17 protein-coding genes and 1 pseudogene are annotated in these 14411 nt (G+C 67.0%); 13 read left to right on the top strand and 5 right to left on the bottom strand.

The window, feature by feature from the left end:
* Window positions 1-296: 296 nt before the first annotated feature.
* The 3 genes from AB0L65_RS16965 to AB0L65_RS16955 all read right to left on the bottom strand — a co-directional run bounded on the left by AB0L65_RS16965 (window position 297) and on the right by AB0L65_RS16955 (window position 1479).
* Window positions 297-677: a hypothetical protein gene (locus AB0L65_RS16965; RefSeq protein ID WP_364245920.1), complete on the bottom strand. Its 381-nt coding sequence runs from the start codon at window positions 675-677 to the stop codon at window positions 297-299.
* A 116-nt stretch (window positions 678-793) separates the two neighbouring features.
* Window positions 794-1213, bottom strand: coding sequence for an aldo/keto reductase (locus tag AB0L65_RS16960; RefSeq protein ID WP_364245917.1), 420 nt, complete (start codon window positions 1211-1213; stop codon window positions 794-796).
* Window positions 1144-1479, bottom strand: a complete 336-nt coding sequence (locus AB0L65_RS16955; protein WP_364245914.1) for an aldo/keto reductase — start codon at window positions 1477-1479, stop codon at window positions 1144-1146. The genes AB0L65_RS16960 and AB0L65_RS16955 overlap by 70 nt, the downstream gene beginning before the upstream one ends.
* 366 nt (window positions 1480-1845) lie before the next feature.
* On the opposite strand from AB0L65_RS16955, the gene AB0L65_RS16950 reads away from it, so the two are divergent.
* Complete coding sequence (locus AB0L65_RS16950) at window positions 1846-2805, top strand: CPBP family intramembrane glutamic endopeptidase (protein ID WP_364245911.1); 960 nt, start codon at window positions 1846-1848, stop codon at window positions 2803-2805.
* 31 nt (window positions 2806-2836) lie between these two features.
* Window positions 2837-3592: a MerR family transcriptional regulator gene (locus AB0L65_RS16945; RefSeq protein ID WP_364245908.1), complete on the top strand. Its 756-nt coding sequence runs from the start codon at window positions 2837-2839 to the stop codon at window positions 3590-3592.
* An 85-nt stretch (window positions 3593-3677) separates the two neighbouring features.
* On the opposite strand, the gene AB0L65_RS16940 is transcribed toward AB0L65_RS16945, so the two are convergent.
* Window positions 3678-3983, bottom strand: a complete 306-nt coding sequence (locus tag AB0L65_RS16940; RefSeq protein WP_364245905.1) for a hypothetical protein — start codon at window positions 3981-3983, stop codon at window positions 3678-3680.
* A gap of 147 nt (window positions 3984-4130) precedes the next feature.
* On the opposite strand from AB0L65_RS16940, the gene AB0L65_RS16935 reads away from it, so the two are divergent.
* The 9 genes and pseudogenes from AB0L65_RS16935 to AB0L65_RS16895 all read left to right on the top strand — a co-directional run bounded on the left by AB0L65_RS16935 (window position 4131) and on the right by AB0L65_RS16895 (window position 10238).
* On the top strand, window positions 4131-4526 hold the full coding sequence (locus tag AB0L65_RS16935) for a nuclear transport factor 2 family protein (protein WP_364245902.1): 396 nt from the start codon (window positions 4131-4133) through the stop codon (window positions 4524-4526).
* A 49-nt stretch (window positions 4527-4575) separates the two neighbouring features.
* Window positions 4576-5091 carry a hypothetical protein gene (locus AB0L65_RS16930; protein WP_364245899.1) on the top strand — a complete coding sequence of 172 codons (516 nt, stop codon included), beginning with the start codon at window positions 4576-4578 and terminating at the stop codon, window positions 5089-5091.
* A 248-nt stretch (window positions 5092-5339) separates the two neighbouring features.
* The gene (locus tag AB0L65_RS16925) at window positions 5340-5606 is read left to right on the top strand and encodes an NAD(P)-binding protein (protein WP_364245896.1); all 267 of its coding nucleotides are present in this window, start codon (window positions 5340-5342) and stop codon (window positions 5604-5606) included.
* Between the two features lie 5 nt (window positions 5607-5611).
* A pseudogene (locus tag AB0L65_RS16920) lies at window positions 5612-6076 on the top strand (GMC family oxidoreductase N-terminal domain-containing protein); the annotation flags it as partial.
* Between the two features lie 49 nt (window positions 6077-6125).
* Window positions 6126-6635, top strand: coding sequence for a GMC family oxidoreductase (locus AB0L65_RS16915; RefSeq protein ID WP_364245893.1), 510 nt, complete (start codon window positions 6126-6128; stop codon window positions 6633-6635).
* A 70-nt stretch (window positions 6636-6705) separates the two neighbouring features.
* Complete coding sequence (locus AB0L65_RS16910) at window positions 6706-6930, top strand: hypothetical protein (protein ID WP_364245891.1); 225 nt, start codon at window positions 6706-6708, stop codon at window positions 6928-6930.
* Window positions 6931-7316: 386 nt separating this feature from the next.
* Entirely contained in the window at window positions 7317-8159 is an 843-nt protein-coding gene (locus AB0L65_RS16905) for an alpha/beta hydrolase (protein ID WP_364245888.1), read from the top strand.
* Window positions 8160-8440: 281 nt separating this feature from the next.
* On the top strand, window positions 8441-9016 hold the full coding sequence (locus tag AB0L65_RS16900) for a hypothetical protein (protein ID WP_364245885.1): 576 nt from the start codon (window positions 8441-8443) through the stop codon (window positions 9014-9016).
* Between the two features lie 280 nt (window positions 9017-9296).
* A complete protein-coding gene (locus AB0L65_RS16895; RefSeq protein ID WP_364245883.1) occupies window positions 9297-10238 on the top strand; it encodes an alpha/beta fold hydrolase in 942 nt (313 codons plus the stop codon).
* Between the two features lie 322 nt (window positions 10239-10560).
* On the opposite strand, the gene AB0L65_RS16890 is transcribed toward AB0L65_RS16895, so the two are convergent.
* Entirely contained in the window at window positions 10561-11349 is a 789-nt protein-coding gene (locus AB0L65_RS16890; protein WP_364245880.1) for a MerR family transcriptional regulator, read from the bottom strand.
* A 601-nt stretch (window positions 11350-11950) separates the two neighbouring features.
* On the opposite strand from AB0L65_RS16890, the gene AB0L65_RS16885 reads away from it, so the two are divergent.
* A complete protein-coding gene (locus AB0L65_RS16885) occupies window positions 11951-13486 on the top strand; it encodes an alpha/beta fold hydrolase (RefSeq protein WP_364245877.1) in 1536 nt (511 codons plus the stop codon).
* A gap of 602 nt (window positions 13487-14088) precedes the next feature.
* Window positions 14089-14397 (top strand): GNAT family N-acetyltransferase, encoded by a 309-nt coding sequence (locus AB0L65_RS16880; RefSeq protein WP_364245874.1) that lies wholly within the window; start codon window positions 14089-14091, stop codon window positions 14395-14397.
* Window positions 14398-14411: the final 14 nt, after the last annotated feature.

Here is a 14411-nt window from a genome sequence, read left to right as displayed (position 1 = left end):
ACCGGGGCCGACCGGAAGGCGTTCGTTCTGGAGTCGTTGGCGGCGGTGGGGCCGCCTCAGGATCACCTGCGCATGCGGGCGGTCGCGGAGCGGATTCGGTGGAGAGTCGAGTACGACCGGGCGTTGCCGGCCGCGAGTCCGCCGGATCTCTCGCCAACTCGGTCGGCGGCCTGACGGCCATTTCAACCACCATCGCCCGCATCAAAGCCGTTCGCTTCGCCCGCCGTTGCACGAACCTGGTGAGGTGTTCGACATGGCCTCCCGGATGCACCGTCGAAGGACCGTCACTGGACTGATCAGCGAGTACCGGAAAGCAGCCTGATCGCCCTGCGAACGCCCAGTTCAGCAATGGTATTCGCCGTTCTGGCACCCCACAGGGGTTTCCGTAGCGGAAATGCCGGGATCGGTCCGACAGTTGCCGGATCCGATCGCGGGCATGCTGGGCCGCCTTGAGTGAGGGCCAACCTGGCCCCGGTGCGGCCCTGGGCGCGCACCAAGCGGTGGTGGAAGCCGAGGAAGTCAAACCCCTCGCCGTCTTCCGCCAGGTGCACGATCCGGGTCTTGGCCGCCTTCGGCTGCAGTCCGAGGTCGGCCAGTGGCACGGGCAACCGCGCCAGCGCGCGTTCGGCCTCGATCCGGGTCCGGCACTGTGCCTGCCGATAATCCGGGAGCGCCATCAACTACCCGGTCTCGCTTCGAGCAGATTCTGGCAACGCCCCAGCGCGCGGCTCGGGCCTACGGCCCAGGCCAATGCCACAACCGTCGCCGGGCTCTCGGTTTCTCCTGGCCTCGGTCAGGAGGAGGCTGCGGTCAAGGTCTGCAGCTCGTCGTCTGACAGGTGCAGGTCCTGCATAGCGAAGAGCGCCGGCAGTTGCTCGACGGTGCGGGCGGAGGCGATCGGCGCGGTCACAGTCGGCTGCTGCGCGAGCCAGGCCAGCGCCACCGTGGCCATCTCCGCCCCCCGCGCCGTCGCGACCTGCTGCAACGCGTCGAGCACCTTCACGCCCCGTTCGGTGTCCACGTAGCCCCCAGCGAGTCCGGGAAGGTTGCGCACGTTGTCGACACGCTTCCCGGGGCGGTACTTTCCGGTGAGGAAGCCGGCGGCGAGTGCGAAGTACGGAACGCAGGCCAGCCCTTCACGCTCTACGACTTCCCGCCGCGCACCCTCGTAGGTGTCGCGCGAGACAAGGTTGTACTGCGGCTGGAGCGCCACGAAGCGGGCCAGGCCTTCGCGATCGGAGAAGGCCAGGCACGCCAGTCGCCGATGATGGTCTCGGACTGGCCCGGCTCATTACCCTGTTCGGGGAAGTAGTTCATGTACGCGTCGGCGGTGTCGATGAAGTTGCCACCTGCGGCAACGTAGGCGTTGAGCACCGCGAACGACTGTGCTTTGTCGGCGGTCCAGCCGAAGACGTTGCCGCCCAGGCAGAAAGGGGAGACGAGGAGACCGGACGCCCCGAGGGCGCGAAGTTCAGTCATGTTCAAGGCCAACTTGTGCTCCGCGCCAGCAATTCCGCGCTGGCTGCATCGCTGATCCCGGCGCGCACGAGACTCGGGGACTTCCTGCGCCGCTCCCCCGCGACACGCCCGGGCGTGCCTGTGGAGACCGCCCCGACCTGCGGCTCGGCGCCCGCTCAAGATCGCCAAGGACGTAAGGGTGGCATGTGCTGTACCTACCGGGGCGTGAGACCACAGCAGACCACGCCGACCCACGCCAGCCCCCGGCCCCAGAACCCCTGGAGCCGCTGCAGCGGGGATGGCGGGGAGACAGCACTTGAGTGTGCCCCTAGGACACGGTGTTCGCTGGTGCGTGGAACAACCATCTCGACCCAGGAGGACCGCCCGATGTCCGTGCCAGAACCCGGCCAGACCCCGAACACGGCAGCGCGCCCGAGCTCACCGCACCAGGCCGACGACCCGGCATCCGGACGTCACGAGCCGGGTGTCGACGGCTCCCGGCCGTTCGGTGCCCACGTCCGCATGAGCTGGTGGAGGCCGCTGGTCGTCCTCGTCGTGCCGCCGGTCGTGATGGTGCTCCTGCAGATCCTGCTGTACCAGGTCGTGGGCGTCATCGAGGGCAGCGACGACCCGATGTCCGCCACCTTCACCCCGCTGAAGCTCCTGGCCGTCAACCTGAGCATAGGCATCTCGGGCGTGGTGGCGATCCTGCTGCTGGCACGGCTGGCGAAGGTGCCGTGGCGCAGCCTGATCAGCTCGCCACGGGCGTTCGACGGTCGACGCCTGGCGCAGTACCTGCTCGGCGCGGCCCTGCTGGTGGGCACCGGCATCGGCGTGGTGGCGCTGGTTGCCCCCGAGTCCCCAGGCTGGGGCGCGTTCGGTGTCTCCGGGACGACGATCCTCATGCTGGTGATCACCGTGCTGAGCACCCCGCTCCAGTCCGTCGGCGAGGAGCTGATGTTCCGCAGCGCCGTGCTGCCCGCCGCCGCGTCCTGGGTGCGCGCGGTTCGCCCGGCCCTCGCCGTCGGTCTGGTGGTCTCCAGCCTGGCCTTCGCGGTCGTTCACGGCTCCAGCGACCCCTGGCTGTTCGGCTACTACACCTTCATCGGCGTTGCCACGGGACTGATGGCGATCATCAGCCGCGGCATCGAGGCGCCGGCCGCGTTCCACATCGCCAACAACGTCCTGTTCTCGAGCGTCAACACGCTGATGGCAGACGGCGAGGGATACACCATCGACCGGTCCACCGACACCGGTGACGCGGCCCTCCTGATTCTCGCCGCCGTCAACATCGCCATGGTCGTCCTCGTCTGGGTGCGCGAGCGACGTACACGGATCACGACCTAGAACCGGCACCGGACGACGAGGTGAAGACCCCATGACCTGGAGCACACGCGAGATCGCCAACCTGGCGGGCATCACGGTGAAGACGGTGCGCTACTACCACCAGGTCGGGCTGCTCGACGAGCCCGACCGCGAGCCCAACGGCTACAAGCGCTACGAGGTGCACCACCTGACGCGGCTCCTGCAGATCAAGCGCCTGACCGGGCTCGGTGTGCCGCTCGCGCAGGTGGCCGAGATGGGCACGAGCGGCGAAGGGCAGGCCTCGGTCTTCCGGACCGTCGACGCCGAGCTCGAGGCGACGGTCCGGAGGCTGGAGAGCATCCGGCGAGAGCTGGCCATCCTGGCGCAGCCGGGTGCGTCACCGGAGGTGCCGACCAGCTTCAGCGGCCTCGTCCAGGACCTGCGCGACAACGACCGCGCCCTGCTGACGATCTACGCCCAGCTCTTCTCGGACGAGTCGATGGAGGTGCTGCGCCGGACGCTCGAGGCACACCCGAACGACGATCTCGACGAGGCGTTCCGCGACCTGCCCGAAGACGCCGACGATGCCACCAGGCAGGCCCTCGCCGAGCAGCTCGCGCCCTTCATCGTCCCGGGCGCCACCGCACACGGTGTGACGCTGGAGCCGCGGGCCACCACGCCAGGCCAGGCCGAGGCGGCGCGGCGCGCCGCCGGTCACGCCCTCAGGGCGCTCTACAACCCCGCGCAGGTCGACGTGCTCCGTCGAGCGCACCTGCTCCACGAGGCCGACGACGACGGTGCCGACACCGGTGACGACGCCCCTCGATGATGTAGACCACCTCCCACACCCCGCACGGCAAGAACCTGGAGAACAGCGCGATGTAGTTGTCGGCGATGTGGTGGTAGGCGATGCCTCAATAGCGGATGTGGAACTCGGCGATCAGATTGTCGACATAGATGTCGCCGAGCACCGCCGGCATCCGCTCGTTGCGCTGGCGCTGCTCGCCGCGGATGGTCTCCAGCAGTTCGCGAGCCTTGTTGTGCATGGTGTTCATCCGCTTGCACAGCATGGTCACCAAGTAATCGCGGGCCCGCACCCGCGCCTGGTGCAGCAGGCACGCCTCCGGCACGATCCGCTTGACCTCGCCGTAGTCACCCATCTCCGCGGCGTCCAGCGCCCGCGCCTCAGCCGCGAAATGGGAGATCTTGGAGGTGGGCACCCCCTTGAGCCAGGCGTGCGCTTGACCATGTTCCTGGCACACGGTGTTGCATGGGAGACCACCGACTTCGAGTCGGCGCGAGCAACGGCCGGCCCACCCGTACCGAAGGGAACCAGGTATGACCTCCGCACAGAACGTTCTGACGGCATGAAGTTTCCGGTCGTCAAAAGGCTGATCGAAGCCATCAACGCGCATGACCTCGAATCGCTCACTGCCACCTTTGCCCACGATTTCAGCAGCACATGGCCTGCCCACCCTGCCCGGTCCTTCGCCGGTTCCGAAGAGGTGCGCAAGAATTGGGAGTTCATTCTCGCCCAGTTCCCGGATATCCAGGTCTCGGTGACCGGGTATGTCGAGTCCGCGGACGAGTTCTGGGGCGAGTTCCACTACCTTCGCCCGGGTGCGTTCGACATGCGCGGCGTAATCATCGTCAAGGTACGCGCGGATGAGATCGTCCAGTCGCGGTTCTACATGGAGGAGGTCGACGAGACGTCGGTCCCGCACCCCATGCCCGGAGTCGCCGGAGCGCCCGCCACGAATTGACGGGGCTGTGGGAACGGGTTGGCCGGGTGGGGTGGACGCCCGGAGTGTCGTGGTCGGCCAAGCGGAAGTCTTCCTTGGTGAATCCCGGTCGTCCGCGTGGATCGGCGCGGACCGGCCCGATCAAGGCGATGCTCCAGCGCTGGGTGGTGTGGTGGATGATGTCTGGAGTGACATAGCCGGCGTCGACCAGGCGCTCGACCGGAGTCAGACCGCTGGCAGCCAGGCCGGCGTGGATGGCTTCCAGGGTGTCGATGCCCTGAACCGGTGCAGGCCTGGTGAGCACATGCACGATCACGGTGGGCCGGTCTTCGTCGCAGGTTTCACTTTGATGGTCGCGGTAGCCGACCCATTCGGCTTTGGTGGTGGTCTTTCCTTCCTTCCGGCAGTAGCGGGCCTCGGGGTCATGCGGGCTGACGATTTCCAGTCCCGACCACGGCATTCGGTCGATAACCTCGTCCGTTTCTTGGCCTGCTTCCTGGTCGAGGGCCGAGTGGCGGGGACGGTCATGACGACTTTGCCGGTCCCGGCTCGACTTGGGCGCTCGCCAGGCCAGATTCCCGTCTGAGTCGGTCCAGTACTGCTGAACCCACACCTGTCGCAGGACTTGCACGGCCGGATCCGCCGGGATCACTCGCCCGATAAACCTGTCCACCCCCGAAGAGTGACTACGGAGCGATTCAGAGGGGTGACTCTAAGCCAACCGCAAAGCCTGGAGCAAGCACCAGGCGGAACAAGATCACCAACAGCATCCGAAAGTGAGCCAGATCCATCTCTTCTTGACCCTGTTCCCGCAACACGGTGTTGCCTGTTCCCGTGGAAAGTGAACCGGACTACATCATCGTCGGGAGTGGGGCGGCGGGGTCGGTGCTGGCTCACCGGCTGAGCCAGCATGGGCGCTACGAGGTGCTGGTGCTGGAGGCGGGCGGCCCCGACAGCGACGAGCAACTCCTGGCGCCGGCCAACTTTGTGGCCGCAGGCAGCGACACCCGATATACCAAGCAGTTCGCCACCGAGCCTTCGGCGGCGGCCGGGTGGAGCAGTGGAATGTGGGACGGGTCTTCGGCGGGTCGACCACGGTGAACGGGATGATCTGGAACCGTGGCTGGGCGAGTGATTACGACACCTGGGAGGCCGCTGGCAGCACCGGCTGGAACTGGTCCCGGATGTTGCGGGCCTTTCGCGCGCTGGAGCGGCACGATCTCGGAGCCAGCGAGTTCCGCGGGGACGCCGGCGCGCAGGTGGTCGGGGTGGCGGGCCGGGATCCGGTGAGCGACCTCTGGATCGAGACGTTGAGACGGCAAGGCATTCCGGTGGTGGATGACCTGAACGGCTCCGGCGAGGAGCGCGCCGCCTACGCTCCCGTGTCGGTGGCCGACGGCAGGCGGATGAGCGCGGCGCGCGCCTATCTGCACGAGACCATAGACCGGCCGAACGTCCGCCTCGTCCTGCACTGCGAGGTTCGGCGAATCATCTTCGACGGCGCGACCGCGACCGGTGTGGAGGCGGTTGTCCCCGAGGGCGTGGTCAGTTTTTCGGCGCGCCGCGAAGTGATCGTCTGTGCCGGCACACTGGAGAGTCCGTTGCTGCTCGAGCGCAGCGGTGTCGGCGACCCGCGGGTGCTCGCTGCGGCCGCCAGCCCGGATCGGCGGCGCGGCGGTGGGTTTCTACCCGCACTCGCCCACCAGCACCGGGTCGATCCACATCACTGGTCCGGGGCTCGAGCATGCTCCTCGGCTCGTTCCGAACTATCTGTCCACCGACCACGACCGCAAACTGCTCGTCGCCGGCTTCGCCCGGTTCCGGGAGATCGTGGCGGCCGAGCCGTTCGCATCGATCGCGAGCAGTGCCGACCTGCCGAAGAGCGAGGACGAGGAAGGCCTGGTGCGGCACTCGCTCGAACACGGCGCCGTCATCAATCACCCGATCGGCACCTGCGCTCTCGGGCCCAGCGGTGCCGTGGACGACCAGCTGCGGGTACGCGGGACGGACCGGCTCCGGGTGGCCGACGCCTCGGTCATGCCGACGCTGCCGAGTGGTAACACGGCTGCGCCGAGCATGGCGGTCGGCTGGATCGCCGGCGATCTCATCCTGGACGGCGTCTCCCGGTGACCCTGTGGCGGGAACACCGGATCCGCTCGATCGAATGTTTGTGAACCCTGGGACCGCCGCAGTGGATGCGATGCTGGTGCCCCTCATCCCCGGGGCCAACCAACTGCTCGGACTCAGCAACGCCGTCCGCTACGGCACAGCACGCGCCATGGCCGGGGTCGCCGGGTGGCTCGCCGCGTTCGTCGTCCTGATCGGCCTGGTCGTCGCGGGGCTCAGCATCGCGCGCCGGCTGGGTGGCACCGGCGTCGTCTTCCTCGGGCTGCCCGGCCTTCTTGCCGCTGACGACCTGGCCTGACGTACGAATTCGTCTAGTGCGGCACACCGTCAGACACAGTTCAACAGCCAGCCGACGCTGATGCGTGGCGAGCCCCTATCTCGCCGGCTCCGCGTCGACGAACATCAGGAAGGCACACCCACGACGACAGCCTGAGTGGTCCTGAACACCTTGAGTTGTTCTTGAGTCGGCGCCAGCAGGTGGTGCCGCGTCCGATGCGGAGGAAGGCTTCATGGATGTCATCGCGGATCTCCCAGCGGATGTGCATGAGGTTCACCATGCCGGCGATCAGGGCGTACACACGGAATCGACTTCTGGGTGGGGTGTTGGACCCTGTTCGGAGCACACCGCCTCTACTTGCAGCAAGTGGCCAGCGTTGGGCTGGTCAGCACCCGAAAAGGAAGATCATGGGATACATCACCGTTGGGAACGAGAACAGCACGCCGGTTGAGCTGTATTACGAGGACCAGGGGGCGGGTCAACCGGTCGTCCTCATCCACGGCTACCCGCTGAACGGGCACAGCTGGGAGCGTCAGACGCGCGAACTCCTCGGGTCCGGGTACCGGGTCATCACTTACGACCGTCGCGGATTCGGGCAGTCGTCGAAGGTCGGCTCCGGTTATGACTACGACACGTTCGCCGCAGACTTGAACATGGTCCTGGAGACCCTGGACTTGCGCGATGTGGTGCTGGTCGGCTTCTCGATGGGCACGGGGGAACTGGCCCGGTACGTGGCACGCTACGGGCATGAGCGAGTAGCGAAGCTCGCGTTCCTCGCCTCACTCGAACCGTTCCTCGTCGCCCGCGACGACAACCCCGAGGGGGTTCCACAGGAGGTGTTCGACGGCATCTCCGCGGCCGCGAAGGGCGACCGGTACGCCTGGTTCACGCGGTTCTTCTCGGACTTCTACAACCTGGACGAGAACCTCGGCTCCCGGATCAGCCAGGAGGCCGTCACCGCCAGCTGGAACGTAGCAATCGGCAGCGCCCCGGTCGCCGCGTACGCGGTCGTCCCGTCCTGGATCGAGGACTTCCGCAGTGATATCGAGGCGGTGCGCGCCAGTGGCAAGCCGGCGCTGATCCTGCACGGCACCAAGGACAACATCCTCCCCATCGATGCCACCGGGCGTCGCTTCCACGCGGCGTTCCCCGAGGCCGAGTATGTCGAGATCGAAGGCGCCCCACACGGTCTGCTCTGGACCCACGCCGACGAGGTGAACACCGCACTGAACACATTCCTCAACAAGTAGGACGACAGCGGAGAGCGGTCGCCTGAGTCGTCGAGGTCATCGCGTCATCCAGGTGCAGTTCCCAAACGTCACCGACGCCGGTTCGGAACAGTTCAAGCACTCGCTCACGGGTCGTTGTCGCCCCCGCCGAATGCACCTCAGGCGCGTTCCGCTACCCCTGTCGCGCGAAGGAAAGGTCGCGTGCTCCGGGTGGCTTGACCCTGTCCCGGGAACGCGGTTTCCACTGGGAACAGAGTCGAGGTGGCTCGACATAACGGTCTGCACCCACAAGGAATCCCTTCATGAATCCCCTTGAGCAACTCGTCAGCAGCTTCCAAGATCTCGTGGGACAGGTCCCCGAGTTCATCCAACCTGTCGTCGTGATGCTCGCCGGCGCGATCCCGTTCATCGAGGGCGAGGTGGCGTCGTTGATCGGTGTGGTGGGGGGCCTCAATCCCATCGTGACGGGCATCGCCGCAGCCGCGGGGAACTATATCTGCGTTCTCCTCGTGGTATTCCTCACCTCGAGGACTCGCACCGCCGTCGTGAACCACCGCACGGCCCATACCGTGGCGGACGGGGAAGCCGCGGGCGTTCCCGAGTCCGCGGCGGACGCCGCTCACCAGGAGGGTACGCCCGCCAAGCCCGAGTCCAAGGGCCGCAAGCGCTTCAAGAAGTGGCTTGTCCGTTTCGGGGTTCCTGGCGCGAGCCTCCTCGGCCCTCTCGCCATCCCGACCCAGTTCATGTCCGCGATGCTCGTCGCCGGCGGGACGCCGCGAGCGTGGGTGTTGCTCTGGCAGGCTGTAGCGATCGTTCTCTGGACGACCATAGCGACCGTCTCGGCCTGGCTCGCGCTCCATCTCGTCGTTCCGGTCTGAACAACCGCCGACACAGCCCGTGGGGTGGCCCGAGACGCTTTGCGACCCCGGTGCGCCGAGACGTGGCCCACGGGCGATGCGCACCGTGCCCAAGCAGCACGCCTGTACGTCGCCGGCACAGCCCGCTCCGTTCGCAGGTCTTCCCCTCCCGCGTCGTCAGAAAGGTCTAGCCGATGAATCAACACCAGGACGACCTGGTCGTCGGTGCCGAGACCGAGGCGCCCGGCGCGCCGAAGGAGCTCGAAGCCTGCCGAGGGGTTGAGATGAATCGAAGCGCCGGGTGCGACCTAGATCACATTCCGTTCGATCTCATCAGAAGGTGACGGAGACTCCAGTGCCACTTTTGCGGCTGCCCGATGGGCGTGATCTCGAGTATGAAGTGCAAGGACCGAGCACAGGACCGGTTGTCCTGTTCCACCACGGCATGCCGGGTTCGGCTGTCCCGATGGACACCGTCCTGGGTTCGATGACAGAGCGCGGGTTCCGGGTGATCACGTACTCGAGGGCGGGATACGGCGCATCAAGCCACGCCACCGGCCGGACGGTCGCCGACACGGCCGCTGACTGTGCCTTCCTGCTCACCCACCTTGGCGTCACGCGCTACCTCGTTGTCGGGTGGTCGGCTGGCGGGCCGCATGCGCTGGCCAGCGCGGCGGTGGCCCCTGGGAGCATTGAGGGCGTGCTGCTCGTCGCCTCGTTCGCGCCGTTCGACGCCGAAGGCCTCGACTACGTCGACGGCATGGGCGCACAGAACGTCGCACAGTTCGGCATGGCCGGACACGGCGAACCGGCGATGCGCGAGCTCGTGGGACAGATGGCTGCGGCGGTCCGGGGCCACACGTCGGCAGATGTCGCGACCGAGATGGCCTCCTTGCTGCCTCCGGTGGACCTGGCCGTGCTGACCGCCGAGTATGGCGCGGACAACGCGGCCAACATGGATCATGGCTTGTCCAGAGGAGACGAGGGCTGGGTCGCGGACCTGGCCGCGCTCACCAGCCCGTGGGGTTTCGACCTCCACGCTGTCACCGCGCCGATCGAGCTGTGGCACGGCACCGTGGACCAGATGGTGCCGGTAGCGCACGGCCAGTGGCTGGCCGAGCACCTGCCCACAGCCGAGGCTCATCTGGCACCCGAGCAGGGACACCTCTCTCTCGTGATCGGCAGCCTGGGAGAGAAGCTCGAGGTTCTGCGAGGGCGCGTCGCTGACCGCGCCACGTTCTGACTCTTCCGGTGCGGCAACGCCGACCGGCTCGACCAACGACAGCGGTCGACGGCAAGGCCCTCTGAGCTGTGGACGCCGAGCAACGCGACCTGCTCGACGGGCCACAGCACCGTGCGGGCGACGGTTCCCCAGCCCTGCGAGGGCCGCTGTTGGAACAGGCCGACGCCGTCCCGGCCGCCAATGGTCGAGGTTCTGCAGCTGGGATTCGGTGATCGCCGTGGCGACCGCGACGATTGTCGCCTTATTGCTGATGCACGGCGAGCCGGCACCGGCTCCGAACGGGCATTGCTGTCCTTGGTCGTGAGTCTCCCGGCCGGAGGAGTCAAGCGGGATTTGTGTCGTCCTCGGCCGCCTGCGCGAGGCCCAGTTGCTGGTGCGCGAGGATGCTGGCCCGGGTGAGCACGTCGATCTGTGCGGTGTTGCGGAGCGCGGCTACGGCGTCGATCACCGTCTGCTGAGTGGCGTGCTCGCTCTTGGACAGGCGCCCTTCAGGGTTGGTCAGCCACGGATAGTCGATGAGGTTCTGGGCGATGAGCGGTGCAAGCCTCTCGGCGAGGCTCTGCCGGGTGGCCTCGTCCGCGTCCGAAGGAAGGGCGTCCAGCTCCGCGTTGACGGGATCGGTGTCGGTTTCCGCTATGCGCTGCAGGTCTTTCAGAGCCTCGTCGTCATACAGCCGGGTGTAGACGTGGATGAGGGAGGTGTCGGCCGCGGACAGGTTCCCGGCGGCGGACTCGAAGCCCGCCGGGGTGTCAGCCGGCGCGCCATCGCGCAGAATGACGGCGATGTCGGAGCGGGCCTTGCGCAGGCGCTCCATCTCGGCTGCGAGCTGGGCGTCGACCTGGCGCAGCACCTCCAGGGGAACGTCCCCGTTCGACTTCGCCACGCCGATCTCAGACAGTGGCACCCCGAGCTCCACAAGGCGGCGGATGCGCAGCAGGCAGACAAGATGCGGTACGCCGTACTGCTTGTATCCGTTGTACCGGCGCTCCGGCTCCTCGAGCAGGCCGAGCCGGTGGTAGTGCCGGATGGTGTTCACCGTGGTGCCGGCGAGCTCGGCGAGTTCCCGGGTGCTCCAGGCCATGTCTGTCCCTTCCTGGATCACATCGGACACGGATGCATATCGTGGCCGGCGCCTGGAGGTCCACGCGATGATCTCGATGCGGGTCCACGGATTTGACGTGATCCCACCGTCGGGTCAAGTCCGCAGGAGAGTCCTCGACACTGTGTTCCTATCGGTCCTCGCGGGCACGATAGCACAGCGGATCCCATCGGTACGCAAGCTCCTCACCGCCTGTGGCCGGGCCGCGCGAAGGTACCGCGCACATAATCGGCACAGGTGACCGCGACAGCGTCATACGAGGTTCGGGTGTCGGCCAACCAGTCGTCGGTGTCCATGCACGGCCCAGTGATCCGTGCTCATGAGCCCATCGGCGGCCGACGCGTGGGTTTGTGCGCCATTTGCGACCGCGTTTCTTTACGCGAACCGACCGTCCCTCCGGGCCCGAGGGGCCGGACTGGGTACGGACTGCGGCCATCGTGCCGGCGGCACCGCTGGTCAGTGCCCACGCTGTTCGATCGTCGAGAGCCGCAACGCCGGCCATCTCCATGTTGCGAACTTGACTTTGTTCCTACAACACACTGTCGGCTTGCCGTCGACCATCTGCAAATCAGGTGGGTCACTGTCGCTCGCTCATCGACGAAGGGGACGCCCCATGAACGCCGGAAGACGGCTTGTCGCCGGGGGTGTGATCGCGGCGCTGGCCGGCACGATCGTCACTGCCGGCGGCGCCTTCGCGGATACCACCGCTCCGTCGCCGGCCGCTGCGGTCTCGCCGGATCGGACCAGCGCGGCGGAGAGCCGTGAGGTCGACGCGGTGCCGACGCCCGTGCCGGCCTGGTCGGCATGCTTCGAGATCGCCGAGTGCGCCACGGTCCGGCTGCCGCTGGACTACGACCAGCCGCGTGGCGCCACCACCGAGGTCGCCGTCCTCCGGGTCAAAGCCAAAGACCAGGCGAACAAGATCGGCAGCCTGTTCGTCAACCCGGGCGGCCCCAGCATCCCGGTCACCAAGGCCGAGAAGCAGGCGTACATCAAGGGCTCGGAGCAGTACGGCCGAGCCTGCTCCACCACCGGCAAGCCGCTGTCCGGCGCGATGTCCACCGCCGAGGTGGCCCGCGACCACGAGGTCCTCCGCCGCGCGGTCGGCGACAGGAAGCTGACCTACCTCGGCCTCAGCTACGGCAGCGTCCTCGGCCAGTACTACGCCAACATGTTCCCCGGCCGGTTCCGCGCCCTCGTCGTCGACGGCGTGCTCGACGCCCGGTCCTGGGTGGTCAACACCCGGCAGATCCTGGACGAGCGGATCAACTCCTCGGGCGGCTCGGCCAGGGCGCTGACCGAGATCCTCCGGCCCTGCGACAAGGCCGGCGAGACGGCCTGCGTCTTCGCGGCCGGCGACCCGGTGCGGAACTTCGACACCATCACCCGCAAGCTCAAGGCAAAGCCGCTGGTACTGGAGGGTGTCACGCTCACATACGCGGACTTCGTCTTAGCGGTTTTCGACGGCCTGAACCTGCCGACCGCCGGTGAAGAGGCCACCACCCTCGCGGCCGAGATCTGGGCCGCGCTCGACGGCGATTCCACAGCCCTCCTCCAACGACTCGAGGCCGCCGCGACGATCGGGCCGGACGGCAACGCGCCGTACGACAACCACGTTGATTCGGCTTTCGCCATCCTCTGCACCGACGGCCTGTTCCCGGCCGAGGCCGCGCGGTGGCCGGCCGCCGTGGCCGCCCGGGAGAAGGCCGCCCCACACTTCGGCAGCGCGCTGGCCCGGAACGACAGCGCGTGCGCTGGCAGCACCTGGACCGTGCGGGACGAGGACGCGTACACCGGCCCGTTCGACCGGCGTACCGCCGCGCCGGTGCTGGTGGTCGGCAGCTTCTGGGACCCGGCGACGAACTACGCCGGGGCCGTCTCGACAAGCCGGCTGTTGCCGAACTCCCGGTTGCTGTCCAGCGATAACTGGGGCCACACCGCGTACGGGTCGCGCAATCCCATTATCGACGCCAAGGCGAATGCTGAGAAATACGGCATGAAGGTGGCCCATGAGGCAGCGTATCCATTGTCGACCGAGGATTTTGCGCCCGTCATCGACGCGGTCGCCGAAAGCGGCAGTGATGTGTTTGTTGCTGTGTTCCTGTCTGGCCGACTCGACAGGTCTGGTGCGGGCGCTTCGTTCTCATGAATTTCGGCCGAAGATGGTCGGCGGTGCCATGTTCGGTCCGCGGAGCACAGCGGTGCGGACAGAGCCCGGCCCGTTGCTCAACGGTGTCGTGAACTACGAGTATTGGGCGCCGCGGGCTTCGAGGAACTGCTGAACGCCTATCAGGCACGGGCCGGTCGACTACCTGGTTCCCTTCGCCGGCACCCAGATGCGGGTGGCTGCCCAAGCTGTCGAAGTGACCGGCGGTTTCGACGACGCCAGCATCTCAGCGTACGCGCGGGAGGAGGCCTTCCTGGCCGTCATGGGTGATGTCAGGTTCAGAGCCAAGGGCTCATCTTCCCCATGCGGAAGATATCGCCGCCGAGCGACGGAGGCCAACCAAAGCCTTTCGAATACGGGCCGCCGGATATTTCGTCGACCCGTATTCGAATCGCTCAACGTTGGGACGTTGTCCAGATTCTCGGAAGCGCCCTGGTGCGCAGGCTCCCTGCGAGCGCTCATCTCAAGGCGGGGCGCCGAAATTGCGGCAAGCGTATGTGGAGCTTGCTAATTTTCGAGTTGATACATTAACTTGATTGGATTGGCGTGGAACAAGGCCCACGCGGAAGGCGTATGGAGGACACATGTCAGTGGAAGTGATTGACGTTCCCGAGGCCAAGCGGTACGAGGCTCGGGTCGAGGGAGGGTCCAAGGTCGCGGGCGTCGCGGAATACATCCGTACGACAGAACTCGTCGCGTTCGTGCATACCGAGGTTTCGCCGGAGTACGAGGGCAGGGGGGTTGGGGCAGCGCTGGTTCGCACCGCCCTCGACGAGGCACGCGCCGCGAACCTGCGGGTGCTGGCGACCTGTCCGTTCTTCGCGGGGTGGATCGCCCGGCACCCCGAGTACCAGGACCTGCTGTATCAGTCCCGCAGCAGAGTCAGCGACTGAACACCGGGCATGGC

Origin of the sequence: Nonomuraea sp. NPDC052116 (assembly GCF_040680035.1) — a bacterium.
GTDB classification, from domain to species: domain Bacteria; phylum Actinomycetota; class Actinomycetes; order Streptosporangiales; family Streptosporangiaceae; genus Nonomuraea; species Nonomuraea angiospora_A.
This window is presented reverse-complemented; position numbering and strand designations above follow the sequence as displayed.

What these genes read in the sequence shown, in the direction of transcription:
- AB0L65_RS16965 (WP_364245920.1), bottom strand. Translation starts at nt 677, where the DNA reads ATGGCGCTCCCGGATTATCGGCAGGCACAGTGCCGGACCCGGATCGAG.
- AB0L65_RS16955 (WP_364245914.1), bottom strand. Translation starts at nt 1,479, where the DNA reads ATGACTGAACTTCGCGCCCTCGGGGCGTCCGGTCTCCTCGTCTCCCCT.
- AB0L65_RS16950 (WP_364245911.1), top strand. Translation starts at nt 1,846, where the DNA reads ATGTCCGTGCCAGAACCCGGCCAGACCCCGAACACGGCAGCGCGCCCG.
- AB0L65_RS16945 (WP_364245908.1), top strand. Translation starts at nt 2,837, where the DNA reads ATGACCTGGAGCACACGCGAGATCGCCAACCTGGCGGGCATCACGGTG.
- AB0L65_RS16935 (WP_364245902.1), top strand. Translation starts at nt 4,131, where the DNA reads ATGAAGTTTCCGGTCGTCAAAAGGCTGATCGAAGCCATCAACGCGCAT.
- AB0L65_RS16910 (WP_364245891.1), top strand. Translation starts at nt 6,706, where the DNA reads ATGCTGGTGCCCCTCATCCCCGGGGCCAACCAACTGCTCGGACTCAGC.
- AB0L65_RS16905 (WP_364245888.1), top strand. Translation starts at nt 7,317, where the DNA reads ATGGGATACATCACCGTTGGGAACGAGAACAGCACGCCGGTTGAGCTG.
- AB0L65_RS16900 (WP_364245885.1), top strand. Translation starts at nt 8,441, where the DNA reads ATGAATCCCCTTGAGCAACTCGTCAGCAGCTTCCAAGATCTCGTGGGA.
- AB0L65_RS16885 (WP_364245877.1), top strand. Translation starts at nt 11,951, where the DNA reads ATGAACGCCGGAAGACGGCTTGTCGCCGGGGGTGTGATCGCGGCGCTG.
- AB0L65_RS16880 (WP_364245874.1), top strand. Translation starts at nt 14,089, where the DNA reads ATGTCAGTGGAAGTGATTGACGTTCCCGAGGCCAAGCGGTACGAGGCT.